We start from the raw sequence: 25,685 nt of genomic DNA on the forward strand, positions 1-25,685 counted from the left end.
ACAGTGAGCTGTGTCAGCGGGAAGCCTCGGGCACGAGCCGCAACGTATGCACCGTCGTCTGCGGCAGGAACGGCGAGGGACGACCCTGCGCCCAGTCACCATGGCCGGCGCCCCAGTACGGCGAGAGTGGATGTCCGCTCTGGCCGCCGGGCATGTGGGTGATGCCGTCGGCCTCGTGTCCGGGTGCGACGACCATGCGCTGCGAGGCGCCGAAGGCCGGGCCTTGGACGCGCGGCACGGTGCCGTCGCCGGGCAGCGGCTCGGCCGGCATGCACAGCGCGCGCTTGCCGAGTAGCGGAATCGCCGACGCGAGCGGGTGGCAGATCGCGGTGGTGTTGCGCTCGCCCCAAGTGCGTCCGGCGAGCGGGCCATCACCGGCCACGCTGTCGCGCGCGTCGCGGGCCGCGTCTTCGAACAGTGCCTGCCAGCCGTTGTCGGCCGGTGTGCAGACGCCGCGCTGCGTGTCCGGTGTGCAGGCGAAGCGGCGCGGCAGCAGATGCGCGGGACGCTGTCCGACCAGCGGCCAGACCACGCCTTCGAAGTTCGGCGGATCCGGCGTTTCGAAGGCGTCGCCCAGCGCGGCGCGCGCGGGTGCGGCGAGGCCGTCTGCGAGACGTTCGTGCACGGCGAGGCGCCAGGCGCGGACCAGGCGATAGCCGACAGAATCAACGCTTGCATGACCGCTCCAGTCGCGCGAAGCATCGGCCAGGGCGCGCAGCGCGATGTCTTCGCCCGCTTCGTTCGCGATCGAGTCTAGCAACGCGTGCCAGCGCGACAGCAGCAATGCGCGATCGTCGAGCTGGATCGCCAGCAGGTCACGTTCGGCGAACTGCGTGCGCGCTTGCAGGCCTTCGCGGATCTGCCAGGCGCGCATGCCGAGTGCGGCGCCGCCATCACCGATGCGTGCGAAATCCGTGCCATCGACGACGCGGCTGTTCGCGGTCCACAGCCGATCGGTATCGGGCGAGCGCAGCAGCGGCGAGGCGCCGGTCGTGATGGACCACGGCGCGCAGCGGTTCCCGTCGGTCGCGGCATCGGCCGTCAGCGGCACGGAAACGGTACGGCCGTCGCAGCCGGCGGCGCGCACCGGAACCGGGCCGAGCAGACGCCAGGCGATGCGGCCGTTGCGATCGCCGATCACGAGATTCTGGGTCGGTGTCGCGGTGCGGTCGGCGATGGCCAGCGCATCGTCGAGATCGCGCGCGTGGGCGAAGTCGGCCAGGCCGAAATTCAATGCGCCGGGCTGATGCGCGGTCCAGCGCAAGGCGAGCGCGCTGCCGTCGTCTTCGCGGTGGACCAGCGGGCCCCAGTCGCTGTCTTCGACGACCAGCGTGACGGGCGCGCCGCCGGCGACCTCGATGCGCTCTTCATGTCGCCTCAGCGGCGTGCAGCCCGCAGGCGCGCCGTCGTTGCAGGGCACCACGCGCTGCCAGTCGAGGTAATCGCCGTAGCTGTTGGTGAACCCCCAAGCGACGAGGGTGTTGCTGCCGACGATGATCGCCGGCAGGCCGGGCAGGGTGAAACCGGTGACGTCGACCTGTCCGCCCGGCGCACGTGGGTCGGGATAGCGAAGGCGCGCGCGGAACCAGATGTTGGGCGCGCGTAGACCCAGGTGCATGTCGTCGGCAATGAGGGCGCGACCGTCGGCCGTCAAGGCACCGGAGACGGCGAAGTTGTTGCTGCCAGCCCTGAGGTCCGCCGCCGCAGGCGGCGCACCAACGCCACTCTCCCGCAACGTGGGAGAGAGGGGGACCGTTTGTGAAACAAACGGTGGAGTGAGGGCCAGCCGAGATGCCGGGTGTGAGGCCCCGGCCTGCGAAGACTCGACGGATGCGAACGGCGAACGTTCCCGAAGCGCGCCATCGCCCTCCACCACATCCAGCAACCGCAGATCCACAACACCCGCGCCCGGCAGTACCGCATCGCCACGTGCAGCGCCGAACAGCGGCGCATCCCAACGGCTGCCGTCATGCGCGAACAGATCGAACAGTTCCGGCGGCAACGCAGGCCGCAAGCGGTGCATCGCCAGCTCACTCGCGTTGGTCGCGTCCTGCAGATCGAAGTACATCGCGAAGCCGGTCAGCGCGGAATCCGCCGGCGCCCACGGTTGCGGCGTTTGTCGCAGCAGCAGATAGGCCCACGGTCGTACGCCCAGCGACGCGAGCCCAGAGTTCGCGCCGTCTGCATACGCCTGCAGCTGCGGCATACGATCACCGGCGACTGCGGCGAGATCGGCTTCTACCCGCGCGCGCATGCGATGCACGCGATTGCGACGATCGGTCTCGAGCGCGCGTTCGCCGAACAGCGCCGAGAGTTCGCCCGACGGCACGCGCCGCATCAGATCCATCTCGAAGTAGCGTTCCTGCGCGTGCACGAAACCGAGCGCGCGCATCGCGTCGGTCTCGCTGGCAGCGGTGATCGTGACCACGCCGGCGGCGTCGCGTTCGATGGTCGCAGGCGCGGTGAGTCCGATTAGCGACTGGTCGCCGTCGAGTGTCGGCAGGCTTGCGCGCATCGACAGCCAGGCAAACACAGCGGCCGCGACCAACAGCACGACGAGCGCGAGCACCGCCCGCAGGATCCATTTGCGCATGCACGATTCCCCGGCCGCGGCAGGTGCGGCGCGGTCCGATTATTCCACGCGCATGTTGCGGGCCGGCGCGTGAGCCGGCCCTAGTCGCTCAGTTGCGCGCGTGCTCGGCCAGGCCGGACACCACGCCCAGCGACGGATCGCCGCGCACGATGCGCGCATCCGGGAAACGCGCCTGCGCGGCCGCCTGCACGTAAGGCGCGCCGGACATGCCGCCGGTCAGGAACAGGCTGTCCGGCGGCGCGTCGAGATCTCCGCGCACGTCGTCGAGCAAGGCGCCGATGGTGTCGAGAAAGCGTGCGCTGGCGGTCTCCAACGCAGCACGCGTCGCGTCCACGCGCAGGCCCGGTTCGATGTAGTCCAGCGCGTGGCCGGCCTCGTCGTGTGCGCTCAGGCGCACCTTCATGCCCTCGACACCGCGGTACAGGCGCGTGGTGCCGCCGTCGCGCTGCAGGGCCTGCAGGCGCGCGCCGAACGGCGCATCCACATGGCCGAAGTCGCGCTTGTGGAAATCGCGCTGCCGCGGCATGTCCTGCACCGTCGCCGCTTCGACAAAATGATGCACCGGAATGCGGCTCGCGCCCTTGCCGAACACCGGCATGACCTGGGCCATGCTCAGCGCGAGGTCGACGTCGGTGCCGCCGTTGGCGACGCCCCAGGCGCGGTGCACGCGCGGCGCGCCGTCGCCGCCCACTTCCGCCAGCGCGATGTCGGTCGTGCCGCCGCCGATGTCGACAACTAGAGTCGTGTGCCGCTGCGGACTTTCGGCGTGATAGTGCAACGCGGCCGCCGCGGGCTCTTCGAGGAACTCGATCGAATCGAAGCCGGCCTGGGCCGCGGCGTCGCGCAGCAACGCCAGCGCCTGTTCGCCGCCGGCCTCGCCGAGCGAACTGCGAAAACGCACCGGCCGCCCCAGCGTCGCCGTGCGCACCGTGGTGCCGAGCTGCTGGCTCGCGGTCAGGCGGATGTGTTCGAGGATGTGCGCGGCGATGCCGGTGATCGTTTCCTTGGCGCGCGGATGCAGGTTGAAGCCGAGCATCGACTTCGGCGACTGCACCAGATTGCCGCTGCCTTCGAGCAGGTAGCTCTCGATCGCCGCCTCGCCGAACACCGCGTGCTGCAGATCGGCGGCCGAGGACTCCGCATCGCGCATGCGCGCCTCCAGCCATTGGCGCCGCACGATGCGGATCGCGTCGCGGCGCAGCTGCGCGGACGGACGAGGCGTGCCGCCGGCGCGGGTCTGGTCGCTGCGCAAGCCGCGCATCAACGATTCCACCTCGGCCTCCATCGCCCCGTCGAGCTCGAACGCATCGAGATCGGGCAGGGTAGTCGGGAAGAACACCGCGGTGCGGAACTGCGGCTGTCCGTCGAACTGGATGTGCACCAGCCGGTCGCCGATGCGCGCAGCGGCGGCGGAATAGCTGGTACCGAAGTCGATGCCGATCTTCATTTTGGGGGTGCGACAGGCGGAAGGCGCGGGAGTCTACGCCGATGCGCGTCACGCCGCTTGCAACGGCCTGTGCGGTCTCCTCAACGCCGGCGCGACGCGCTTGAGAATGCGAAATGCATCCATTCCCATCCGATCATGCTTCGCGGCGGCCCGGCATACTGCGCGCATTCCACGTGTTGCGAGCGCTGCCATGAAAGGACATCCCGAAGTCGTCGATTACCTGAAGTTCCTGCTCCGCGGCGAGCTGGCGGCGCGCGACCAGTACTTCCTGCATTCGCGCCGCTACGAGGACCTGGGCCTGCACCAGCTCTACGCGCGCATCAATCATGAGATGGAAGAGGAAACCCAGCACGCCGACGCGCTGCTCAAGCGCATCCTGTTCCTGGAAGGCGTGCCGGATATGCGTCCCGACGCGTTCGAGCCGGGCGTCACCGTCGAGGAAATGCTGCGCAAGGATCTCGACCTCGAATACCTCGTGCGCGACAACCTCGCTAAGGGCATCGTGTTGTGCGAGCAGCACAACGACTTCGTCAGTCGCGAAGTGCTGGTGACCCAGCTCGCCGACACCGAGGAAGATCACACCTACTGGCTGGAGAAGCAGCTGCGCCTGATCGGCATGATCGGCCTGGAGCGCTACCAGCAGAGCCGCATGGGCGAAGCGGAAGGCACGCACGCCGGCGTGGGGTGAGGAAGCGCGGCGGGTTCGCCGCGTTGTCGTGAGTCTGGAAACGCCTGCGCTTGTTGTGGGCGTTCTTGTTTCTGGCGGGTGAGACGCCGCTGCTCCATCCGATTCGAATGAGGCGTTTGCCCTCACCCCAACCCCTTTCCCAGAGGGGAGGGGCTTTAAGGCAGACGCTCGCGGGATTCGAGCCCCTCTCCCTCCGGGAGAGGGGTTGGGGTGAGGGCTGCCGCCGAAGAAAAACCTCGAACCGCGCGCCGCCCCAAACCCGCATCACCCCCGACGCACCACCCGATACACGGCCGTCGACAACGCAGTAACCCCATCCGCCACGAATCCCGGCTCGTCCGCAAGAATGTCGCGCCGCTCCACTGCATCGACCCGCCAGTCGCGATCCAACAACGCGTGCACCTCGGCCGCCGCGACCGAAAATGGCGGCCCCGCTTTCTCCGCCTGCGGATACTCCAGCGTGACCAGCAGCCCGCGGGATGCCGCCGGCAACCGATGCCATGCCGTGGCCGCGTACGTGCGGCGCAGCTCGGGCGGCAGTGCGATCAGCGCCGCACGGTCGTAGACAGCGGCGCAGTCCGCGAGCACGTCGGCGTCCAGCGCGAACGCATCGCCGACGATCAGTTCGTATGCACCGGCAACAAAGTGGCGGCCCGCAGCTGTTTCACGGATCGCCGGCAGCAGGTCGCGCTCTTCGAAGAACTGGCGCACCGCCATTTCCGACAGTTCGACACCGAGCACGCGATGGCCGTGTTCGGCCAGCCAGACCATGTCGAGCGATTTGCCGCACAGCGGTACGAAGACGCGGGTATCCGGTGCAAGATCGAGCGCGGGCCAGTGTTTCAACAGCAGCGGCAGCGGGGCGTCGCGGTGGAAACCGATGAGATCGTGGGACCAGCGTTCGTGCCAGAACTCGGGGTGCATGACGGCTCCAGGATTCGAACAGTTTCGTTATCGCGACGATCAGGTGCGCGCGGCGTTGGATCGCCGCGACGCACCCGTGCCGGCGTCATTCGACGTCGAGCCCTTCGACCTTCTGCCAGCCGCGCGGCAGCAGGCCACCACGCGATGCGCGCGCGCCGATGTAGGCGTCGAGTTCCTTGAACGACAGCGTCATCGTGCGTGCACCCGAGCGCACCAACAGCGAACTCCCCGGCGCGACGACGGCGAGCGCGACCACCTGTTCGGTGCCGCGCTTGGCCTTCGGAATCTCGATGATCTTGTTGCCTTTGCCCTTGTCGAGTTCCGGCAGCTCGGCGACCGGGAACACCAGAAGATGACCGGCGCTGGTCACCACGACCAGACGGTCGGCATCGACAGCGCGCACCGCGGCCGGTTGCAGCACCGTCGAACCCGGCGACAACGACAGCATCGCCTTGCCCGCCTTCTGCCGGCCGGTGAGGTTCTCGAAGCGGGTCACGAAGCCGTAGCCATGCGAAGACGCAACGACGAAGCGCGCGTCCGATTCACCGGCCACGACCGCCTGGAACGACGCGCCCGCAGCCGGCGAGAAGCGGCCGGTCAGCGGTTCGCCGTTGCCGCGCGCCGATGGCAACGAATGCGCGACAGTGGAATAGCTGCGGCCAGTCGAATCGAGGAACGCGACCTGCTGCGTCGTGCGGCCGCGCGCGAACGCGAGCAGGCTGTCGCCGTCGCGATAGTTCATGCCGGCCGGATCCACGTCGTGGCCCTTGGCCGCGCGCACCCAGCCCTTCTCGCTGACGACGATCGTCACCGGCTCGCTCGGCACCAGATCGCTCTCGTCGAGCGCCTGCGCGGCGCCGCGTGCGACCAGTGGCGAACGACGCGCATCGCCGTACTTCTTCGCATCGGCCTGCAATTCGTCCTTGATCAGCTTCTTCAGCTTGGTCTTGCTCTCGAGCGTGGTGATCAGGCGATCGCGCTCGCTTTCCAGCTCGGCCTGTTCGCCGCGGATCTTCATCTCTTCCAGGCGCGCGAGCTGGCGCAGGCGCGTTTCGAGGATGTAGTCGACCTGGTCGTCGCTGAGTTCGAACCGCGCCTGCAGCACGGCACGCGGCTCGTCCTCGGTACGGATGATGTGGATCACCTCGTCGAGATTCAGGAACGCGACCAGCAGTCCATCGAGCAGGTGCAGGCGACGCTCGACCTTCTCCAGACGATGGGTCAGGCGGCGTGTCACGGTGGTGGTGCGGAACTGCAGCCACTCCGACAGCAGCATCTTCAGGTTCTTGACCTGCGGACGCCCGTCGAGCCCGATGACGTTGAGATTGACGCGGTAGCTCTTCTCGAGATCGGTGGTGGCGAACAGATGGCCCATCAGCTGCTCGGCGTCGACGCGGTTGGAGCGCGGAATCAGCACCACGCGCACCGGATTGGCATGGTCGGACTCGTCGCGGATGTCTTCCAGCCACGGCAGCTTCTTGGCGCGCATCTGGGCTGCGATCTGTTCGATCACCTTGCTCGGACTGACCTGGTGCGGCAGTGCGGTGATGACGATGTTGGTGTGTTCTTTCTCGAAGGTCGCACGCGCGCGCACGCTGCCGTGGCCGGTTTCGTACATGTGCAACAGATCGGCGGACGGCGTAATGATCTCGGCGCTGGTCGGATAGTCCGGACCGCGCACGTGTTCGCACAGGTCGCGCACGGTCGCGTCGGGATCGTCGAGCAGGCGCAGGCAAGCGCTGACGATCTCATTGACGTTGTGCGGCGGCACGTCGGTGGCCATGCCGACCGCGATGCCGGTGGTGCCATTGAGCAGCAGGTGCGGCAGGCGCGCCGGCAGCCACGTCGGCTCCTGCATCGTGCCGTCGAAGTTGTCGGTCCAGTCGACGGTGCCGTGGCCGAGTTCGGCCAGCAGCATCTCCGCGATCGGCGTCATCTTCGATTCGGTGTAACGCATCGCCGCGAAGGATTTCGGATCGTCGCTGGAACCGAAGTTGCCCTGGCCGTCGATCAACGGATAGCGGTACGAGAACGGCTGCGCCATCAGCACCAGCGCCTCGTAGCACGCGCTGTCGCCATGGGGATGGTATTTGCCGATCACGTCGCCGACGGTGCGCGCGGACTTCTTCGGCTTCGCCGCCGCGCCCAGGCCCAGCTCGCTCATCGCGTAGATGATGCGGCGCTGCACCGGCTTGAGGCCGTCGCCGATGAACGGCAGCGCGCGGTCGAGGACCACGTACATCGAGTAGTCGAGGTAGGCGCGCTCGGCGAACTCGCGCAGCGGCAGCTGCTCGAAGCCATGGAAGGGGGTGCGGACGGACTCGGTCATCGGGACAGCATCTACGGTGGAACCTGGATTTTAGCGGGTGGTGGTCGCAGGTGCTGCGTTGCCGGCCTGCGCGACTGGCGCAATGCGGTCGCGGCGCACCCGGATCCTCCTCGCGGCCGTCGAGCGTGGGATCTTCGGGCGCTGCAATTGCCACGGTGGAGCGACCGTTCCGCTCGGCCCAGCGGTGTAACGGCTGCCCACGTGGCATCACATGCGACCGCGCATCGGCTGCGCACACTGTCGCCATCACCCGCGGAGCGATGACGATGACCCAGGCACACACCACCGACACCACGCGCGGCCCGCTGGAAGAAAAGCGGACGCCGGATGGCCCGAAAACGCCTGGCGAATCGTCCGAGAAGCGAGACCAGGACCAGCGCAACGATCCGGAATCGATGCCGGGTGCGCTCGAAGGCAACCCGACACGGCGCAGCGGCGAGGGCACGCCTGACAATCCCGGCAACCGCAAGCGCGACTGATGCGGCAGTCGCTGCGCTGCGCCTCTAGCGTGCCCAGTTCGGACGCGCCGTTGCGCAGAAAACCGGGTGATGCCGGCGCGGCGGAGCGACAGTCCGTCAGTTGACGCAGCAAACGACGGGCACAAAAAAACCCGCGATTGCGGGTTTGATGTTCACGGCTGGTAAGGCTGTGATGACCCTGGTGCCCGGGAGAGGACTCGAACCTCCACGGAGTTGCCCCCGCTAGCACCTGAAGCTAGTGCGTCTACCAATTCCGCCACCCGGGCAGGTCAGGTCGACAATTCTGGGGCGCGGCCCGCCGGCTGTCAATGCGATGCGTGCCGATGCCGCCACCGCTTCGTTGTGTGCGTCAGAACGGTTTGGTGAGCGCCAGCAACACGATGGCGAGGCCGATCACGAAGACCAGTGGCGCGGAGAACCGCAACAGGCCAGGCGGCGTCGGCGGCGGCTCGACGCGTGCCATCTGGTGCAACGTGCGGCTCAGCCAGCCGTGCAGGATCACCAGCGCGCAAACGAGCGCGAGTTTGATCCGCAGCCAGGACATCGCCAGCCAGCCGGCCTGCAGCGCGATGGTGAGACCCGCGCCCAGTGTCGCCAGCATTGCCGGCGACGTGACCCAGCGGTTCCAGCTGCGCAGGTTCGCGAGCAGCGAGCGCCCCGTGGGCGAGGCCAGCACGTCGTGGAGGGCGATAGCGATGCCACTGCCGACCATGCCGGTGAGCCACGTCGCCGCGGCCATGAAGTGGAGCAGCTTGAGCGTCAGGTAGTCCACGCAACGCTCCGGAGGTCCGGTCCGGCCACTTCGGCTGGATGGCCCGCACGCAGCGTAGTCGGATGTGATCTCCGAAAGCGCCCGTGCAGCGATCGGGGTGCCCGGCAGCAAACAGCAGGCACAAAAAAACCCGCGATTGCGGGTTTGATGTTCACGGCTGGTAAGGCTGTGATGACCTTGGTGCCCGGGAGAGGACTCGAACCTCCACGGAGTTGCCCCCGCTAGCACCTGAAGCTAGTGCGTCTACCAATTCCGCCACCCGGGCAGGTCAGGGCGCGTATGTTGTCGATGCCTCCGGCGCTTGTCAACGGGATTTTGAAAGGCCGTCTGCCGCGCTTCGACGCCAGCCTCGCGGGCGAGCCTGTACCATCGCGGCAATGGCTAAACCTCCAAGCAAGCGCGGCAGCAGCCGCGGAACGCCCGGGCCCGCGTCACAGGGGGCCGGCAAGCGCGGCACCTCTGGTCCGGCCCGCCCCAAATCGCACAGCGACCGCAAGGACGCATTGCCGCCGTGGATGCCCGATCCGGGCCTGCAGCGCGCGCTGCGGACCGGCGGACCCACGAAGTCTGCATCCCAGGACCGTCCGCCCGCAGCGCGCGGCGGGCGTTTCGAAGATCCGCACGCCAACCGCGAGGCGGCGCGCTACGCGAATCCGATCGCGAGCCGCGAGGCGATCCTGCAGACACTCGTCGACGCCGACGGCCCGATGACGTTCGACGAGCTCGCGCTCAAGCTCGCGCTCACCGAACCCGATCGCGCCGATGCCCTCGGCAAGCGCGTCGCGGCGATGCTGCGCGAAGGCCAGCTGCTGCAGAACCGCCGCGGCGGTCTGGTGCCGGCCAAGCGCATGGATCTGATCCCGGGCACGGTGATCGCCAATCCGGAAGGCTTCGGTTTCCTGCGGCCGGATTCGGGCGCGGGCGAAGACCTGTTCCTGCCGCCGACCGAGATGCGCAAGGTCATGCACGGCGATCGCGTGCTGGCCAGCCTGACCAATGTCGACGCGCGCGGCCGCCGCGCCGGTGTCGTCGTCGAAGTGCTCGAGCGCCGCACGACGCGCCTGATGGGGCGCTTCTCGGTCGAGCACGGCATCAGCTACGTCGTGCCTGACGATCGCCGCATCCAGCGCAACATCCAGATCCCGGTGGACGCCCGCCAGGACGCGCAGCACGGCCAGCTGGTCGTCTGCGAAATCACCGCGCCGGGCGATTCGCACCGTCCGCCGATCGGCCGCGTGCTGACCGTGCTCGGCGATGTGCTCAAGCCGTCGCTGGTGGTCGAGGCCGCGATCCACGGCCACAACCTGCCGCACGAGTTCTCGCAGGAGGTGCTCGACGAAGCCGCCGCGGTGCCGGTGGACGTGGAAGAACGCATGGTCGGCGGCCGCGTCGATCTGCGCACGCTCCCCCTTGTGACGATCGACGGCGAGGACGCCAAGGATTTCGACGACGCCGTCTACTGCGAGCCCAACCGCGACGGCTTCCGCCTCGTGGTCGCGATCGCCGACGTGTCGAACTATGTGCGTCCCGGCACGCCGCTCGACGACGAAGCCCAGCTGCGCGCGACCAGCGTGTACTTCCCGGGCTTCGTCGTGCCGATGCTGCCCGAGACGCTGTCCAACGGCATCTGCTCGCTGAAGCCGAAGGTCGACCGCATGTGCTTCGTCTGCGACATGCAGGTGCTGCGCGACGGCACGGTGTCGGAATCGAAGTTCTACGAAGCGGTGATGCATTCGCACGCGCGTTTGACCTACACCCAGGTGTGGAAGGCGGTCGGCGAACTCGACGAAGAGACGCGCGACGCGATCAAGCCGGTGCTGCCGCAGGTCGAACGCCTGCACCAGCTCTACGCGGTACTGGCCAAGGCACGTGCGAAGCGCGGCGCGATCGAGTTCGAATCGTCCGAAGTGCGCTTCGTGCTCGACAACACCGGTGAGGTCACCCAGGCCGGCATGCTCCAGCGCAACGATGCGCACAAGCTGATCGAGGAATGCATGATCGCGGCGAACGTGGAGGCCGCACGCTTCCTGCTCGAAGCCGGCATTTCCGCGCCGTACCGCGTGCACGACAAGCCGCCGGAAGCGAAGTACGCCGACCTGCTGGAATTCCTCAAGGAATTCTCGCTGCGTCTGCCGCCGTGGGCGAAAGTGCAGCCGAAGGACTTCACCGTCCTGCTGAAGAAGATCCGCGAGCGTCCCGACGCGACGCTGCTCGAATCGGTGCTGCTGCGCAGCCAGAGCCAGGCGGTCTACACGCCCGAGAACATCGGCCACTTCGGTCTGGCACTGGCGTCGTACGCGCATTTCACCTCGCCGATCCGCCGCTACCCCGATCTGCTGGTACACCGCGCGATCAAGCACGTGCTGTCGGGCCAGCCGTTGGCGAAGTTCATGTACACGCCGCGCCTCATGGAAAGCCTCTCGCTGCAGTGTTCGGAGCGTTCGCGACGCGCCGATGAAGCCGAGCGCGAAGTCGACGAGCGCTATCGCGCTGCGTGGATGGAGCAGCACGTCGGCGGCCAGTTCGACGGCGTGATCAGTGGTGTGACCAGCTTCGGTCTGTTCGTAGAACTCGACCAGTCGAAGGTCAACGGTCTGGTCCACGTGACCCAGCTGCCGAACGACTTCTACAGCTTCGATCCGATCCGGCGGATGCTCAACGGCCAGCGTGCCGGGCGGCAGTACCGCCTCGGCGACCGGGTGCGGATCATCGTGCTCAAGGCCAGCCTGGAAGACCGAAAGATCGACTTCCGTCTGGTCGATCCGGACTCGACGGTGCAGGGCGGCCCGAAGCCGCTGCCGCCGCGCGGCAAGCCAGCCAAGCGCGAGAAGAAGCCTTACTGAGCAGGCCGTTTCGCTAGAATGGCCGTTATTCGCGGGGCCGGCGCGCAGGTGCCGGCCCCGTCGATGTGTCCAGACACCCGCATTCCTTTCTTCGAATTCCCAGCACCATGACCAACAAGCAGAACCAGTGGATCGTCGGCATCAATGCCGTGGCCGCGGCCGTCGAACACGACGCCGAGAACGTGCGCGAGGTGCTGCTGGAAGCGGGCGCGAAGAATCCGCGCGTCGTCGAGATCGAATCGGCCGCGCGCCGCCGCGACATCGAGGTGCGCCGGGTCAACCAGCAGGCACTCGACGGCGTCGCCGGTGGCCTGCGGCATCAGGGCGCGGTCGCGCGCTACGCCGCCGCGAAGACCTGGGACGAGAACGAACTCGAAGGCCTGGTCGAGGCCGCAGAGGGCAAGGCGCTGCTGCTGGTACTCGACGGCGTGCAGGACCCGCACAATCTCGGCGCCTGCCTGCGCAGTGCGGCCGCCGCAGGTGTCACCGCCGTGGTGATCCCCAAGGACAAGGCCGTGCAGGTCAACGCGACCGTGCGCAAGACGTCGGCCGGCGCGGCGGACAGCATCCCGGTGGTGCGTGTGACCAACCTGTCGCGCACGCTGCGCGATCTGCAGAAGCTGGGCGTGTGGATCTATGGCCTGGCCGGCGAAGCCACCGCGACGCTGTATGCGACCGACCTGCGCGGCAACGTCGCGCTGGTGCTGGGCGGCGAGGCCGATGGCCTGCGTCGCCTGACCCGCGAGCACTGCGACGGCCTGGTGACGATTCCGATGCCGGGCGGCGATGCACTGGGCGGTGTCGAGAGCCTCAACGTCTCGGTCGCCGCCGGCGTGACCCTGTTCGAGGCCGTGCGCCAGCGCCTGGCCTGAACCCGCGGCTTGCCGCGGCCGGGGCATCGGCGGAAGATGCGCCGAACCTCGTCCCGTGGAGTACGCGATGGATCTGCAATGGCACCAGTGGTGCGGCATCGTCGGTGCGTTTCTCGTCGTGCTCGCGTATTTCCTGTTGCAGGTCACCCGTTTCTCGGGCGCGGGCCTGCCGTATCTGCTGCTGAACCTGTTCGGTGCGATTGGTCTGGCTGTGTCGTTGTATGGCGCTTTCAGCATGCCGGTGTTGATCATGCAGTTGGCGTGGATTGCGATCAGCTTGTTCGGGATTGTCAGGACGTTGGGGGCGCGGGGGCGGATGCGCTCTGGTCTTTCATCCAGGTAATCAGTCCAGTCGACGGGCGCTGAGGCGCGGCGGGGAATATCTTCGCGTTCCGCTGGGGCGCGAGATGCGCTGAAGTGCAGGGCTTTCGCCCGCTGCGCGTGCGAGTCCCTTTTGGATGGACCCAAAAGGAACCAAAAGGTCCCTTCGCCGGACGCGAGCCGACGCGATGAAGCCGCGTCGGTTCTCTCCGCTCCTCGCCTGACGCGGCACGCAGCCCAAACTCGCTGCGCTCAGACATGGGCTGCTCTTCGGCCACGCCAGGCTCCGGTGCTCGGCTCGCTCTACGGCTCGATTCAAGTCAAACGCTGGAAGCCGAAGCCGAAGCCGAAGCAGAAGCAGAAGCCGAAGCCGAAGAAGAGCGAGAGCCTGTAGCGTCGGGCCAAGCCAAGCCAAGCCGAAGCGAAGAAGCTGAAGCAAAGTGGCACGCCGTCACGCAAGGTGGTCAGCAGGCGAGCGAACACCTCGCATTTGAGTGGTGGCGTGTTGCGGTCACGCACGGTTGAGTTTCCGTAGAAGCGCGCCGTCACGCACACGCGCATCCAAGAAAAGCCGATCTCGTCATGCCCGCGAAGGCGGGCATCCATGGACATTGCTGCTCGCTTTGATTGTTGCGGCTGCGGCTCGTTTCTGCCCGCTCTTGCTGCTGTTGCTGTTGCTGTTGCTGTTGCTGTTGCGGTAGCTCTTGCTCTCGAATCGAGCAGTAGAGCGAGCCGAGCATCGCAGGACGGCGGGGTCGGAGAGCTGCCCATGTCTGAGCGCAGCGAGTGTGGGCTGCGTGCCCCGTCGTCCGAGAAGCGCAGGGGATCGCCGCGGCTGTATCGCGGCGGATCGCGTCCGGCGAAAATGGTTTTGCTTACTTTTGCCAAGACAAAAGTAAGCCGCGCAACAGCGCGGAAGCTTTGCACTTGCTTGAGCATCCACTGCGCCTGTCCGGAAAAATATGGCCAGGCTTTCCCATTCGAAAACGCCCCGCACCGCGGGTTACACCCCGGTAATCCGAACCCCGCATCCACCAACGATAATAACCCCACACCAGGAAGCGGGGACGACCCCGCCACTCCAATCCACACAAGGGGACGGCCCCATCGCAAAGATGGAGGCACTCCTATGTCCTGGATCATTCTCGTGCTCGCCGGCCTGTTCGAAATCGGCTGGGCGATCGGTCTGAAGTACACCGAAGGTTTCACGAAACTCTGGCCGACCGTCGGCACGGTCACCGCGATGGTGATCAGTGTCGGCTTGCTGGGCGTCGCGATGCGCGATCTGCCGGTCGGAACGGCTTATGCGATCTGGGTCGGGATCGGTGCGGTCGGCACGGTGATTCTCGGCATGGTGCTGATGGGCGATGCGGCGAGTCCGGGGCGGCTGATCAGTCTCGGCTTGATCATCGCCGGCATCATTGGATTGAAGCTCGCGAGCTGATGCTGCGAGGCGCGCGCTGCGACAGCGGCGCGCAGTGCGCTCTCACTCTGGACGCCTGCGCTCACCATTCCGCGACGAATCTGGACGCTGGTTCAGGAGAGCGCTGGCGCGCGTCATCGGCATCGCCGACCATGGCCGGCCCCACGTCGGTCCGTCGCGCACGGACTGCTTCTCACTGTCCCGGGAAAGCCTGTGCTGAGTGTCGTTGCGATCGTTCTTGCGTCCTATCTGGTGCTGCGTGTGGTGTTTCCCTTGCGTCTGCCCTGGCCGGTGCGTGCGGGACTGGCGGTGCTGGTCTACGGATTGGCGCTGCACCACCGCATCGTCGCGCGCTTCGCCGGCAGCATGGCGTCGCCGGAACTGCCGAAGCTCGTCATCGCCGCGCTCGGCACGGGCTTCATCGCGCTGCTGCTGACCGCACTGTTCGTGCTGCTGCTCGACGTGGTGACGCTGCTGCTCTGGGCGCTGCGTCGCCGCGATGCGCTCGCGACAATGCGCGGCCCGTGGCTGCGGCCCGGTGCTGCAGCGCTCGCGTTGCTGCTGTCGGCCTACGGCACGTGGCAGGCGATGGTGGTGCCGCAGGTGCGGCAGATCGAGGTGTCGATCGCGGGCCTGCCGCAGGCCTTCGACGGCTATCGCGTGCTGCAGCTGACCGACATCCACGCCAGCCGTCTGCTGACCGGCGACTGGGTCGCCGGCGTGGTCGCCGCATCCAATGCGCAGCAGGCGGATCTGATCGTCATCACCGGTGATCTCGTCGACGGCAGCGTGACTGCGCGTGCGAACGACGTGCGCCCGCTCGCGGATCTGCGTGCGCCGGATGGTGTCATCGCGATCACCGGCAATCACGAGTACTACGGCGAGTACCGCGGCTGGATGAACGCGTTCCGCGCGATGGGCATGGAGGTGCTGGAAAACGCGCACGTCCGTGTCGAACGCGACGGCGCGGCGTTGACGATCGCCGGTGTCACCGATCCGGTCGCCGAGCGCTACGGGCAGGCGCTGCCGGACATCGATGCCGCGATCGCGGGCGCCGATCCTCAGGCGCCGATCATCCTGCTCGACCACCGCCCGGTCGAAGCACGCGAGAACGCGAAGCGTGGCGTCGTGCTGCAGCTGTCGGGCCATACGCACGGCGGCCACATCATCGGCATGGACCGGCTGGTGGCGCGCGCGAATGGCGGCTTCGTGTCCGGTCTGTACCCGGTCGACGGCATGCAGCTCTATGTCAGCAACGGCGCCGGTCTGTGGCCGGGTTTCGCGACCCGGATCGGCGTGCCGTCCGAGATCGCGGTGATCACGCTGCGCCGCGCGGACGGCTGAGCGCCGCGCGGATTCAGTCGGCGGTCGCTGCCGGCGCCGCCATCTTCGGCCAGGCGTTGGCGATACGGCAGAACAGCTGCGCGGTCAGCGTGGTGTCGTAGAGCGCGGAATGTGCCTGCGTCTGGTCCCACTGCAGGCCTGCGGCCTGCACCGCGCGCGCCAGGACCGTCTGTCCGTAGGCGACGCCGGCGAGCGTGACCGTGTCGAACACGCTGAAGGGATGGAAGGGGTTGCGCTTGTGCTGGGTGCGCGCGACTGCGGCATTGATGAAGCCCAGATCGAAATGCGCGTTGTGGCCGACCAGGATCGCGCGCTGGCATTCGTGGTGCCGCACCGCGTTGCGGACGTGATTGAAGATGTGCTCCAGCGCTTCGCGCTCGGGCTTCGCGAACCGGAACGGATGGTGGATGTCGATGCCGGTCACTTCGAGCGACTGCGGATCGATGTGCGTGCCGTCGGCCGGTTCGACATGCGTATGCGCGGACGCACCCGGTACGAGATTGCCGTCCTCGTCGATGTTCAGAGGGATCGCCGCGATCTCCAGCAACGCATGGCGGCGGGACTCGAAACCACCGGTTTCGACGTCGACGACCACTGGCAGAAAGCCGCGGAACCGGCGGGACATGGGGAGATGGGGCGACGCGGCATCGTCGATCGATGCGGGGGCGGGTACTGCGGCTTCACTCATGCGTGCAAGCCTAGCAGAGCCGGGTGAGGTGGCTGGGTTGGCGGTGCGCTTGGATCGTGCGGGATGCGCCGCGTTTCTTTGGAGAAGAGCCTGGGCAGGGCTCTATGCGGCACCTCTCGGCAACGTGCTTTGAGGCAGGCCGCCACGCGGGCGTTTGCCCTCACCCCAACCCCTCTCCCAGAGGGAGAGGGGCTCGGTCCGCGCGGAGTATGGGCGGGACGACGGGCTCATTCCGTGCGCGGTGCTGACGGTCGTGGAGGTCAGCACCTCTCCCTCCGGGAGAGAGCCTGCCCCGGACTTGATCCGGGGTCTAAGCGCACTGCGCGTCGGGTGAGGGTACCAACGCACGCACCTGCCCAGTCGCCAAAAAAGGCAGCAGGTCGGCCGTTCCCAAATGCAAGCAAAATGCGCTCTTTAGAGCCCATCCGCCAGACGGCGCACGCCATCTATCCGCTTGCAGACGAGCCGATGCAATACGTCTGGATCAGGTCACCGTATTGGTGAAATCCCGCTTGTCGCGCGGGGGCAGGGGCTCGTCGCCCTTGACCATGAACCAGATGTTCTCGGCGATGTTGGTCGCGTGGTCGCCGATGCGTTCGATGTTCTTGGCCATGAACAACAAGTGCGTGCAGGGCGTGATCGCGCGCGGGTCTTCCATCATGTACGTCAGCAGCTCGCGGAACAGGCCGGTGTAGACCGTGTCGATCTCGGCGTCCTGCGCGCGCACGCGCTGGGCGGCGACCGGATCGTTGTCGCGGAACGCGACCAGCACTTCGCGCATCTGCCGCACCGCCAGTTCGCCGAGCACCGTCAGGCCACGGGTGTAGGGCAGGGGCGGCGCGAGGTTGAGCGCGGTCGAGCGCTTGGCGACGTTCGCGGCGTAGTCGCCGACGCGTTCGATGTCCGCGGCAATGCGCAGGGCCGAGAGGATCTCGCGCAGGTCACGCGCCATCGGGCCACGCAGCGCCAGCTTCATGACGTCCTGGCTGACCTCGTGCTCGAGCGCGTCGATCGCTTCGTCGTTGGCGATGATGCGCTCGGCGGCCTTGTCATCGCGGCGTTCCACGACGTCCAGTGCCGACTCCAGCTGCGCGGCGGCCATCTCGCCCATGCGCAGGATCTCGTTGGTCAGACGGCTGCGCTCTTCGTCGTAGCTCTTGACGATGTGGTCGTTCAGTTGGTTGGGCATGGCGGGGAACCTGGAAGAGTGGCGACGATGTGCGACTGGGAGCTTGGTCAACTGCGAACCGGCAGATTGCGCCCGTCCGGCCACGCGCAGCGCGCGTGGCGTTCGGCAGGCCGCGCGGCAATGCCGCGCAAGCCGGCCTGCCTCAGCCGAAGCGACCGGTGATGTAGTCCTCGGTCTGCTGCTTCGAGGGATTGGAGAAGATCGTCTCGGTGGTGTCGTGTTCGATCAGGTCGCCCAGATACATGAAGGCGGTGAAGTCCGAGACGCGCGCCGCCTGCTGCATGTTGTGGGTCACGATGACGATCGTGTAGTCGACCTTGAGTTCCTCGACCAGCTGCTCGATGCGGCTGGTGGAGATCGGATCGAGCGCCGATGTCGGTTCGTCGAGCAGCAGCACGTCCGGGCGCAGGGCGACGGCGCGTGCGATGCACAGGCGCTGCTGCTGGCCACCGGAAAGACCCAGTGCGTTCTGGTTGAGCTTGTCCTTGACCTCGGTCCACAGCGCGGCCTGGGTCAGTGCCTGCTCGACGCGCACGTTGAGCTCGGCCTTCGACAGCTTCTCGTGGTGGCGGATCGCGTAGGCGACGTTCTCGAAGATCGTCATCGGGAACGGCACCGGCTTCTGGAACACCATGCCGACCTTCGAACGCAGACGGTTCATCGGGTACTTCGGCGCGAGGATGTTCTCGCCGTCGAGCAGCAGTTCGCCGCTCGCGGTCATCTTCGGATACAGCGCGTAGATGCGGTTGAAAATGCGCAGCAGCGTCGACTTGCCGCAGCCCGACGGGCCGATCAGTGCGGTCACGCGCTTTTCGGGAATCTCGAGCTCGATGTTCTTGAGCGCGTGGAAATCGCCGTAGTGGAAGTTCAGCCCGCGCGCGGCGATCTTGACCGGCGTCGGCGCCAGTTGCGTGCGCGCATGCGTCGCGAGCTGGATGCGCTGCGACGGAGCGGTGTGGAGATCGTTCATGGACGGGTCCAGGCTGAGATTAGTCATGGGAGATCTTGTTGCGCAGCAGGATGGCGCGGGCGCCCAGGCTGACCAGCAACACGAAACAGGTGAGCACCAGCGCGCCGGCCCAGGCCAGCTGCTGCCAGGACTCGTACGGGCTGCCGGCGTACTGGTACATCACCACCGGCACGCTCGCCATCGGCTGCATGATGTTGTTGTTCCAGTACTGGTTGCCGAACGCGGTGAACAGCAGTGGTGCGGTTTCGCCGGAGATGCGCGCCAGCGCGAGCAGCACGCCGGTGACGATGCCGGCCGATGCGCTGCGATAGAGCACCTGCACGACGACTTTCCACTGCGGTACGCCGAGCGACAGCGCGGCCTCGCGCATCTGCGTGGGCACCAGCTGCAGCATTTCGTCGGTCGTGCGCACGACCACCGGCAACACGATGAAGGCCAGTGCGATCGCGCCGGCCAGCGCCGAGAAGCGGCCGCCGGTCGTCATCACGAATGCGGTGTAGACGAACAGGCCCAGCACGATCGACGGTGCCGACAGCAGGATGTCGTTGATGAAGCGCACGACCACGCCGGCCTTGCGGGCGCGACCGAACTCGGAAAGCCAGGTGCCGGCGGCGACGCCGAGCGGCGTGCCGATCGCGATCGCCAGGCCGCACATCACCGCGCTGCCGAAGAAGGCGTTGAGCAGACCGCCTTCGACCATCGGAGGTGGGGTCATCTGGGTGAACAGCGCCGGATTGACGCCGCCGGCGGCCTTGGAGATCAGCGTCCACAGGATCCAGCCGAGGAAGAACAGACCGAACGCGGCGGTGAGGCAGCCCATCGCGACGGCGACGCCGTTCTGGATGCGACGACGCGCATACAGACGGTCGGCGATCTGGCGCTCGCGTTCGGTGACGGTGGCGACGGCCATTACTTGCCCTCCTTGCGGGCCAGCTGCATCAGCATCAGGCGGGCGATGGCCAGCACGACGAAGGTCACGATGAAGAGCACGAAACCGAGCAGCAGCAGCGCCGAGCGGTAGGTCTCGGTGGCTTCACCGAAGTCGTTGGCGATCAGCGCGGCGATCGTGGTGCCGGGTTCGAGCAGCGACGGCGTCAGGCGCACCGAATTGCCGATCACGAATGCGACCGCCATCGTCTCGCCCAGTGCGCGGCCGAGACCGAGGAACACGCCGCCGATCACGGCCGAGCGCGTGTAGGGCAGCACGATGTCCCAGCTGACTTCCCACTTGGTCGCGCCGAGCGCGTAGGCCGATTCCTTCAGACGCGTGGGCACGGTCAGGAAAACTTCGCGCATGACCGCCGAGATGAAGGGGATGACCATGATCGCGAGCACGAAGCCGGCGGTCAGCGTGCCGATGCCCAGCGGCGGGCCGCGGAACAGCACGCCCAGATACGGCACTTCGCCGAGCGTGTCGTTGAGCCACGGGGTGATGTAGGTGGTCATCACCGGCACGAGCACGAACAGGCCCCACATGCCGTAGATGATCGAGGGAATGCCCGCGAGCAGTTCGATCGCGGTGCCGACCGGCCCGCGCAGCCAGCGCGGCGCGACCTCGGTCAGGAAGAAGGCGATGCCGAAGCTCACCGGCACGGCGATCACCATCGCGATCAGCGCGGTGACGATGGTGCCGACGATCGGTGCGAGTGCGCCGTAGCGGTTCTCGACCGGATTCCAGTCAGCGGTGGTGAAGAACGACAGACCCTGCGACGAGAGTGCATCGCGGCCGCCCCAGAGCATCGACAACGCGGCGCCGGCGAGCGCCAGCATCACGAAGACGACGGTGGCAGTCAGGACGATCTTGAACAGACGATCGGCGCGCGCATCGCGGATATCGCGTTTGCTCGGAGCCGGTGGCGCGGCGTGGAGGGTGGCGGCGTTCATGGGGAGTCCGGAGGAGGAGAGCCGCGAAGCGGTGTGGATCCGTCATTCCGGCGGGAGCCGGAATGACCTTGTTCCGTCATTTCCGCGTAGGCGGGGATTCAGGGACGTTCGTGATCGTCGCGATCAGATCGGAAGTCGCTGGATCCCCGCTTTCGCGGGGATGACGCAACGTCAGCCGCGCGCTGCGCGCGCGGGACGTTGCGTCACTTGAACTCGGCTGCCCAGTAGGCCTCGATCTGCTGCACCAGCTCGGCCGGCAGCGGCACGTAGTGCAGCTCGCTGGCCTGCGCCTGGCCCGACTCGAACGCCCACTTGAAGAAGTCGCGCGCGGCCTGGCTGCGTGCGGCGTCCTTCGGCTGCTTGTGCATCAGCATGAAGTTGGTCGCGGTGATCGGCCACGCGTCCGGACCGGGCGCGTTGGTGATGACCAGGTTGAAGTCCTGCGCGCTCGCCCAGTCGGCGGTTGCGGCGGCCGCGGCGAAGCTTTCCTCGCTCGGCTGCACCCAGTTGCCGGCCGCGTTCTGCAGCGAGGCGTAAGGCATGTTGTTCTGCAGCGCGTAGGCCAATTCGACGTAGCCGATCGACCCCTTGATCTGCTGCACGTACGAGGCGACGCCTTCGTTGCCCTTGCCACCCACGCCCGACGGCCACTGCACCGAAGTGCCTTCGCCGACGGTCGACTTCCACGACTCGCTGACCTTCGACAGGTAGTTGGAGAAGTTGAACGTGGTGCCCGAACCGTCCGAGCGGTGGACGATGCTGATCTTGCCGGCCGGCAGGGTCACGCCGGGGTTGAGGGCGGCGATCGCCGGGTCGTTCCAGGTGGCGACCTTGCCGAGGAAGATGTCCGCCAGCAGCGAACCGGTCAGCTTCAGCTGGCCCGGCTGCAGGCCGTCGACGTTGAGCACCGGCACCACGCCGCCGATCGCCGACGGGAACTGGCCCAGGCCCGCGGCCTGCAGCTCGGCGCTGTCGAGCGGCTTGTCGGACGAACCGAAGTCCACCGTGCCCGCCTTGATCTGCGCGATACCGCCGCCCGAACCGATCGACTGGTAATTGACCTTGTTGCCGGTGGCGGCGTTGTAGTCGGCCGACCACTTCGACACCAGCGGGAAGATGAACGACGCACCGGCGCCCGAGATCTCGGCAGCGACGCGGTCGCCAGCCGGCTGTGCGGCGCCCGGAGCGCCTTCGGCAGCCTGACCGGCCGGCGCGTCCGCGCTGTTGCCGCCACAGGCGGCGAGGAAGATGAGCGAGGACAGCGCGAGGGCACCGATCCGGATCGTCTGACGGGACATGCGTGGCTCCAATTGAGTGCGGCAACGCATAGCGTCGCCTCGGTCCGCACATGAAATGATGTTTTTGTTACAGCCGTATGACGCGTGCCATCTCGATGAATGACAGCTGCACCGGCTGGGCGGAATGCGATGGGGTGCCGGGATGTCGCTGGATGGACATCGTGGGCTCACGGGGGTTTGACGTTGGGGGCGTGCGATCCGCGAGATTCACGGAGATGGGAATTGCGGCGGGTCGAAGATCGCAGACGAACAGCACCTCTCCCTTCGGGAGAGGTCGCCGCGCGAAGCGCGGCGGGTGAGGGCTGAGATGACGCGCTGATAGTTGACTCGGACGCAGGCCTTCACTCGAGGCCTTCCCGTCATTTCAGCTGCGCGGGGTCCGGTCAAAAGGAGATCAGGAATTTCGCGAGCGTCGGCCCTCACCCCAACCCCTCTCCCCGGGGGAGAGGGGCTTCATCCGCGCGCGCCGAACTATTCGCAAGTAGGCACCTCTCACTCCGGGAGAAAGCCGGCCCCGGACTTGATCCGGGGTCGACGCGCATCGCGCGTCGGGTGAGGGCCGATGTCTCGCGCGCTGGGTATGGGTAGGGAAGCGCGAAGTGGCCGACACAGAAGCACCCCGTGCTTCCCCGCAAGCGCACCCTCACCCAAACCCCCGTTTCCGCCGGAAACCAAAAAAAAACGGGCCCGAAGGCCCGCGGAGGAAAATTGGGAGAGAGATCTGTTCTGGCATCACGTCCGACCGGCGCGTCGTTGGACGCGCCGGTGGCCTGGATCAGTAGCGGGCGTTCTCGGCCCAGTAGCGCTCGATCTGCTGCACCAGCGGAGCGGGCAGCGGGACGTAGCCCAGTGCGCGTGCCTGCTCGCCGCCGTTGGCGTACACCCAGCGGAAAAAGTCCTGGGCGTTCTTGGCGCCGGCGCGGTTGCGCGGCTGGCGGTGCATCAGGATGAAGTTGGTCGCGGTGATCGGCCAGGAGTTCTCGCCCGGTGCGTTCGTCATGACCAGGTAGAAATCGCGGCTCGCACCCCAGTTGGCGCTGGCGGCGGCGGCCGAGAACGTTTCTTCGCTCGGATTGACGAAGTTGCCGGCGGCGTTCTGCAGACGCGAATAGGCGAGGCGGTTCTGCACCGCGTACGACAGTTCGACGTAGCCGATGCCGCCCTTGATCTGCTTCACGTAGGCGGCGACGCCTTCGTTGCCCTTGCCGCCGATGCCCACCGGCCACTTGACCGTCGTGCCTTCGCCGACGCCGTTCTTCCAGTCCGGACTCACCTTGGACAGGTAGTTGACGAAGTTGAAGGTGGTGCCCGAGCCGTCCGAACGATGCACGACGGTGATACGCGCGTCGGGCAGGGTGATGCCGCCGTTGAGCGCGACGATCGCCGGGTCGTTCCAGCGGGTGATCTTGCCGAGGAAGATGTTGGCCAGCGTCGCGCCATCGAGCTTCATCGCGCCGGCGGCCACGCCTTCGACGTTGAGGATCGGCACCACACCGCCGATGACCGACGGGAACTGGATGAGGCCGGACTTGGCGAGATCTTCCGGCGGCAGCGGGGCGTCGGACGAGCCGAAGTCCACGGTGCCGGCCTTGATCTGGGCGATGCCGCCGCCCGATCCGATCGACTGGTAGTTGATCTGCTTGCTGGTGGCGGTGCGGTAGTCGGCCGACCAGCGGGTCATGGCCGGATAGACGAACGATGCGCCTGCGCCGGTCACGTCGTTGGCCATGGCGGGAGCGGCGAACGTGGTCGCCAGCAGCGTGGTCGACAGCGCGACAGCCGCGACACGGTTCTTGAGCAGTGCGTACATGGGGTTCCCTGGAGTGTTGGACGGCCTGTGTCGCCGCGAGGCGTATTCAACGCAGCGCGCATGACATTTCCGCGACAGGCCGATGACCGCCCGATGACGTGTGCAATCACGCATTCCCGCTGGGCCCGACAGGGATGTCATCGGACTGTCATGTGGATGCCATCGCAGTGTCAGCAAACCTGCGCAGTCTGCGCACCGTCGCTAACGAGCGCTTAACGCCACGACGGTCGGAGCCGACGTGGCCTGCATGCGGCGGGCGATCCAAACCTCACTCTCCTCGGGAATCCACCATGCGTCATTCCATCCTGGCCGCGTCCGTCGCACTCGCCGTCGCGTCCGTCTCGTTCTCCGCCGCCGCCCAGAGCCAGAACCGGGAGTCCGAAGTCGCCCTGCTGCGAGCGCAGCTGGCCGAAATGCAGGCCAAGATCGACGCGCTCGAAGTCCGCACCGACGCGCAGTCCGACATCAACATCGGCACGCAGGAGAGCCTGGACAAGATGGCGACCACGATGCCGGTCGTCGACACCAAGGGCGGCCTGAAGGTCACCTCGGCCGACAAGAAGTTCGAGTTCTCGGCGGGTGGCCGCATCCACTTCGATGCCTACGCCTTCGACCGCGACGAAGCCGCGACCACCGGCACCACCGAATTCCGCCGCGCGCGCATCACGCTGCAGGGCAAGGCCTACGGCTGGGATTACAAGTTCGAACAGGACTTCGCGGCCGGCAGCGGCCTCGACGGCTTCCGCGACGTCTACATCGCCAAGTCGGCGCTGGGCGGCAAGTTCACCATCGGTCACTTCAAGCCCTACCGCTCGATGGAAGAGCTGACCAGCTCCAACGAAATCCTGATGATGGAGCGTCCGTTCGCATCGGCGACCGGCCTGTTCAACGGCCGCCAGTTCCAGCAGGGCGTGGGTTACATGCGCGCCGATGGCAACTACACCGCCGGCCTGTCGGTGTTCAATCTGCGCAGCGCCTCCGGCTCCCGCAACGAAGGCGTCGGCGCTGCCGGCCGCTTTACGTTCGCGCCGATCAACACCGAAGACAGCACGCTGCACTTCGGCGGCTGGGCCAGCCAGGAAAACGTCAACCAGGGTTCGACTGACCTGACCTTCGCGGCCAACTACGCAGGCCGTCGCGGCCCGGCGCAGACGATCGCCACCACCACCGCGGGCAGCCGCAACCAGGTCACTGCAGTTGGCGTCGAAGCCGCCGGCTCGTTCGGTCCGCTGTTCTTCCAGGCCGAGTACGCCAACGCCACCTACGGCCGTCCGCTGGGCGCCGACCAGGACGTTGCCACGTGGTACGTGCAGGGCAGCTGGCTGCTCAACGGCGGCCACAAGGCCTACAAGCCGGCCAACGGCATCTTCGCGTCGCCCAAGGTGGCCGACACGGGTCTGTGGGAACTCACCGCGCGCTATGACACGGTCGAAAACAAGGACATCCGCAACATGGATGTCAGCAGCTGGATCGTCGGCATGAACTACTACGTCAATCCGAACCTGCGCTTCATGTTCAACTACACGAAGGGCGACAACACCTTCACCGGTGACGAGACCGGCCAGTACGCACTGCGTACGCAGTTCTCGTTCTGATCGAAGCGGCACGTTTGACCGGAAGGCCCGCGGCGCAAGTTGCGGGCCTTTCCTTTTGTACGGACATCATGTCGTCCGCGCTCTTCTTCGATGCACCTCTCCCTCCGGGAGAGGTCGATGCGCGTTGCGCATCGGGTGAGGGCGGGGCTTTCCTAGATGATTCCAGAGCGTTGTCGTCCGTCCCCGCCTGACCCGCAGTTCGGCTGTTGAAAGCCT

21 protein-coding genes and 2 tRNA genes are annotated in these 25,685 nt (G+C 66.9%); 8 read left to right on the forward strand and 15 right to left on the reverse strand.

Translation table 11 applies throughout. The annotated features are described in order from the left end of the window. Positions 1-13: 13 nt before the first annotated feature. Positions 14-2,593, reverse strand: coding sequence for a penicillin acylase family protein (locus tag LU699_RS14700; protein WP_232149925.1), 2,580 nt, complete (start codon positions 2,591-2,593; stop codon positions 14-16). Between the two features lie 88 nt (positions 2,594-2,681). Continuing rightward, a complete protein-coding gene (locus tag LU699_RS14705) occupies positions 2,682-4,040 on the reverse strand; it encodes an Hsp70 family protein (RefSeq protein ID WP_232136139.1) in 1,359 nt (452 codons plus the stop codon). Between the two features lie 190 nt (positions 4,041-4,230). Here LU699_RS14705 and bfr point away from each other — a divergent pair, with 190 nt between their 5' ends. Continuing rightward, entirely contained in the window at positions 4,231-4,728 is a 498-nt protein-coding gene (bfr, locus tag LU699_RS14710; protein ID WP_232136138.1) for a bacterioferritin, read from the forward strand. 264 nt (positions 4,729-4,992) lie between these two features. On the opposite strand, the gene LU699_RS14715 is transcribed toward bfr, so the two are convergent. Both LU699_RS14715 and parC read right to left on the reverse strand, forming a co-directional pair. Continuing rightward, positions 4,993-5,652 (reverse strand): thiopurine S-methyltransferase, encoded by a 660-nt coding sequence (locus LU699_RS14715; protein WP_232136137.1) that lies wholly within the window; start codon positions 5,650-5,652, stop codon positions 4,993-4,995. A gap of 85 nt (positions 5,653-5,737) precedes the next feature. Further along, entirely contained in the window at positions 5,738-7,981 is a 2,244-nt protein-coding gene (gene parC, locus LU699_RS14720; protein WP_232149928.1) for a DNA topoisomerase IV subunit A, read from the reverse strand. Between the two features lie 266 nt (positions 7,982-8,247). On the opposite strand from parC, the gene LU699_RS14725 reads away from it, so the two are divergent. After that, positions 8,248-8,460, forward strand: coding sequence for a hypothetical protein (locus LU699_RS14725; protein WP_232136135.1), 213 nt, complete (start codon positions 8,248-8,250; stop codon positions 8,458-8,460). Positions 8,461-8,639: 179 nt separating this feature from the next. Here the strand turns inward: LU699_RS14725 and LU699_RS14730 are convergent. The 3 genes from LU699_RS14730 to LU699_RS14740 form a co-directional block, all read right to left on the reverse strand. Continuing rightward, positions 8,640-8,726, reverse strand: a tRNA-Leu gene (locus LU699_RS14730). Positions 8,727-8,809: 83 nt separating this feature from the next. Further along, the gene (locus tag LU699_RS14735) at positions 8,810-9,232 is read right to left on the reverse strand and encodes a CopD family protein (RefSeq protein ID WP_232136134.1); all 423 of its coding nucleotides are present in this window, start codon (positions 9,230-9,232) and stop codon (positions 8,810-8,812) included. Between the two features lie 178 nt (positions 9,233-9,410). Beyond that, positions 9,411-9,497, reverse strand: a tRNA-Leu gene (locus LU699_RS14740). A 112-nt stretch (positions 9,498-9,609) separates the two neighbouring features. Here LU699_RS14740 and rnr point away from each other — a divergent pair. From rnr to LU699_RS14755, 3 genes are all read left to right on the forward strand, one after another. Next, a complete protein-coding gene (rnr, locus tag LU699_RS14745; RefSeq protein WP_232136132.1) occupies positions 9,610-12,075 on the forward strand; it encodes a ribonuclease R in 2,466 nt (821 codons plus the stop codon). 107 nt (positions 12,076-12,182) lie between these two features. After that, positions 12,183-12,947, forward strand: coding sequence for a 23S rRNA (guanosine(2251)-2'-O)-methyltransferase RlmB (rlmB, locus tag LU699_RS14750; RefSeq protein WP_232136131.1), 765 nt, complete (start codon positions 12,183-12,185; stop codon positions 12,945-12,947). A gap of 67 nt (positions 12,948-13,014) precedes the next feature. Next, positions 13,015-13,290, forward strand: a complete 276-nt coding sequence (locus LU699_RS14755) for a CBU_0592 family membrane protein (RefSeq protein ID WP_232136130.1) — start codon at positions 13,015-13,017, stop codon at positions 13,288-13,290. 293 nt (positions 13,291-13,583) lie between these two features. Here LU699_RS14755 and LU699_RS14760 read toward each other — a convergent pair whose 3' ends face one another. Further along, positions 13,584-14,207, reverse strand: coding sequence for a hypothetical protein (locus LU699_RS14760; RefSeq protein ID WP_232580223.1), 624 nt, complete (start codon positions 14,205-14,207; stop codon positions 13,584-13,586). A gap of 190 nt (positions 14,208-14,397) precedes the next feature. Between LU699_RS14760 and sugE the strand changes: the two genes are divergently transcribed. Then, entirely contained in the window at positions 14,398-14,712 is a 315-nt protein-coding gene (gene sugE, locus LU699_RS14765; RefSeq protein ID WP_232136128.1) for a quaternary ammonium compound efflux SMR transporter SugE, read from the forward strand. 192 nt (positions 14,713-14,904) lie between these two features. Next, on the forward strand, positions 14,905-16,035 hold the full coding sequence (locus tag LU699_RS14770) for a metallophosphoesterase (protein WP_232136127.1): 1,131 nt from the start codon (positions 14,905-14,907) through the stop codon (positions 16,033-16,035). Positions 16,036-16,048: 13 nt separating this feature from the next. On the opposite strand, the gene rnt is transcribed toward LU699_RS14770, so the two are convergent. From rnt to pstS (LU699_RS14805), 7 genes are all read right to left on the reverse strand, one after another. Beyond that, positions 16,049-16,660, reverse strand: coding sequence for a ribonuclease T (rnt, locus tag LU699_RS14775; RefSeq protein ID WP_425491116.1), 612 nt, complete (start codon positions 16,658-16,660; stop codon positions 16,049-16,051). A 547-nt stretch (positions 16,661-17,207) separates the two neighbouring features. Next, positions 17,208-17,912: a phosphate signaling complex protein PhoU gene (gene phoU / locus LU699_RS14780; RefSeq protein ID WP_232136125.1), complete on the reverse strand. Its 705-nt coding sequence runs from the start codon at positions 17,910-17,912 to the stop codon at positions 17,208-17,210. Positions 17,913-18,054: 142 nt separating this feature from the next. Further along, a complete protein-coding gene (pstB, locus tag LU699_RS14785) occupies positions 18,055-18,909 on the reverse strand; it encodes a phosphate ABC transporter ATP-binding protein PstB (RefSeq protein WP_232136124.1) in 855 nt (284 codons plus the stop codon). Then, positions 18,902-19,792 carry a phosphate ABC transporter permease PstA gene (pstA, locus tag LU699_RS14790; RefSeq protein WP_232136123.1) on the reverse strand — a complete coding sequence of 297 codons (891 nt, stop codon included), beginning with the start codon at positions 19,790-19,792 and terminating at the stop codon, positions 18,902-18,904. The genes pstB and pstA overlap by 8 nt, the downstream gene beginning before the upstream one ends. Next, on the reverse strand, positions 19,792-20,766 hold the full coding sequence (gene pstC / locus LU699_RS14795) for a phosphate ABC transporter permease subunit PstC (protein WP_232136122.1): 975 nt from the start codon (positions 20,764-20,766) through the stop codon (positions 19,792-19,794). Before pstC ends, pstA begins: the two co-directional genes overlap by 1 nt. 203 nt (positions 20,767-20,969) lie before the next feature. Beyond that, the gene (gene pstS / locus LU699_RS14800) at positions 20,970-22,064 is read right to left on the reverse strand and encodes a phosphate ABC transporter substrate-binding protein PstS (RefSeq protein WP_232136121.1); all 1,095 of its coding nucleotides are present in this window, start codon (positions 22,062-22,064) and stop codon (positions 20,970-20,972) included. A 775-nt stretch (positions 22,065-22,839) separates the two neighbouring features. Next, positions 22,840-23,874, reverse strand: a complete 1,035-nt coding sequence (gene pstS / locus LU699_RS14805; RefSeq protein ID WP_232136120.1) for a phosphate ABC transporter substrate-binding protein PstS — start codon at positions 23,872-23,874, stop codon at positions 22,840-22,842. A 290-nt stretch (positions 23,875-24,164) separates the two neighbouring features. Between pstS (LU699_RS14805) and LU699_RS14810 the strand changes: the two genes are divergently transcribed. Continuing rightward, entirely contained in the window at positions 24,165-25,469 is a 1,305-nt protein-coding gene (locus LU699_RS14810) for an OprO/OprP family phosphate-selective porin (RefSeq protein ID WP_232136119.1), read from the forward strand. The last annotated feature ends 216 nt before the right edge of the window (positions 25,470-25,685 follow it).

Origin of the sequence: Luteimonas fraxinea (assembly GCF_021233355.1) — a bacterium.
Lineage (GTDB): Bacteria > Pseudomonadota > Gammaproteobacteria > Xanthomonadales > Xanthomonadaceae > Luteimonas > Luteimonas fraxinea.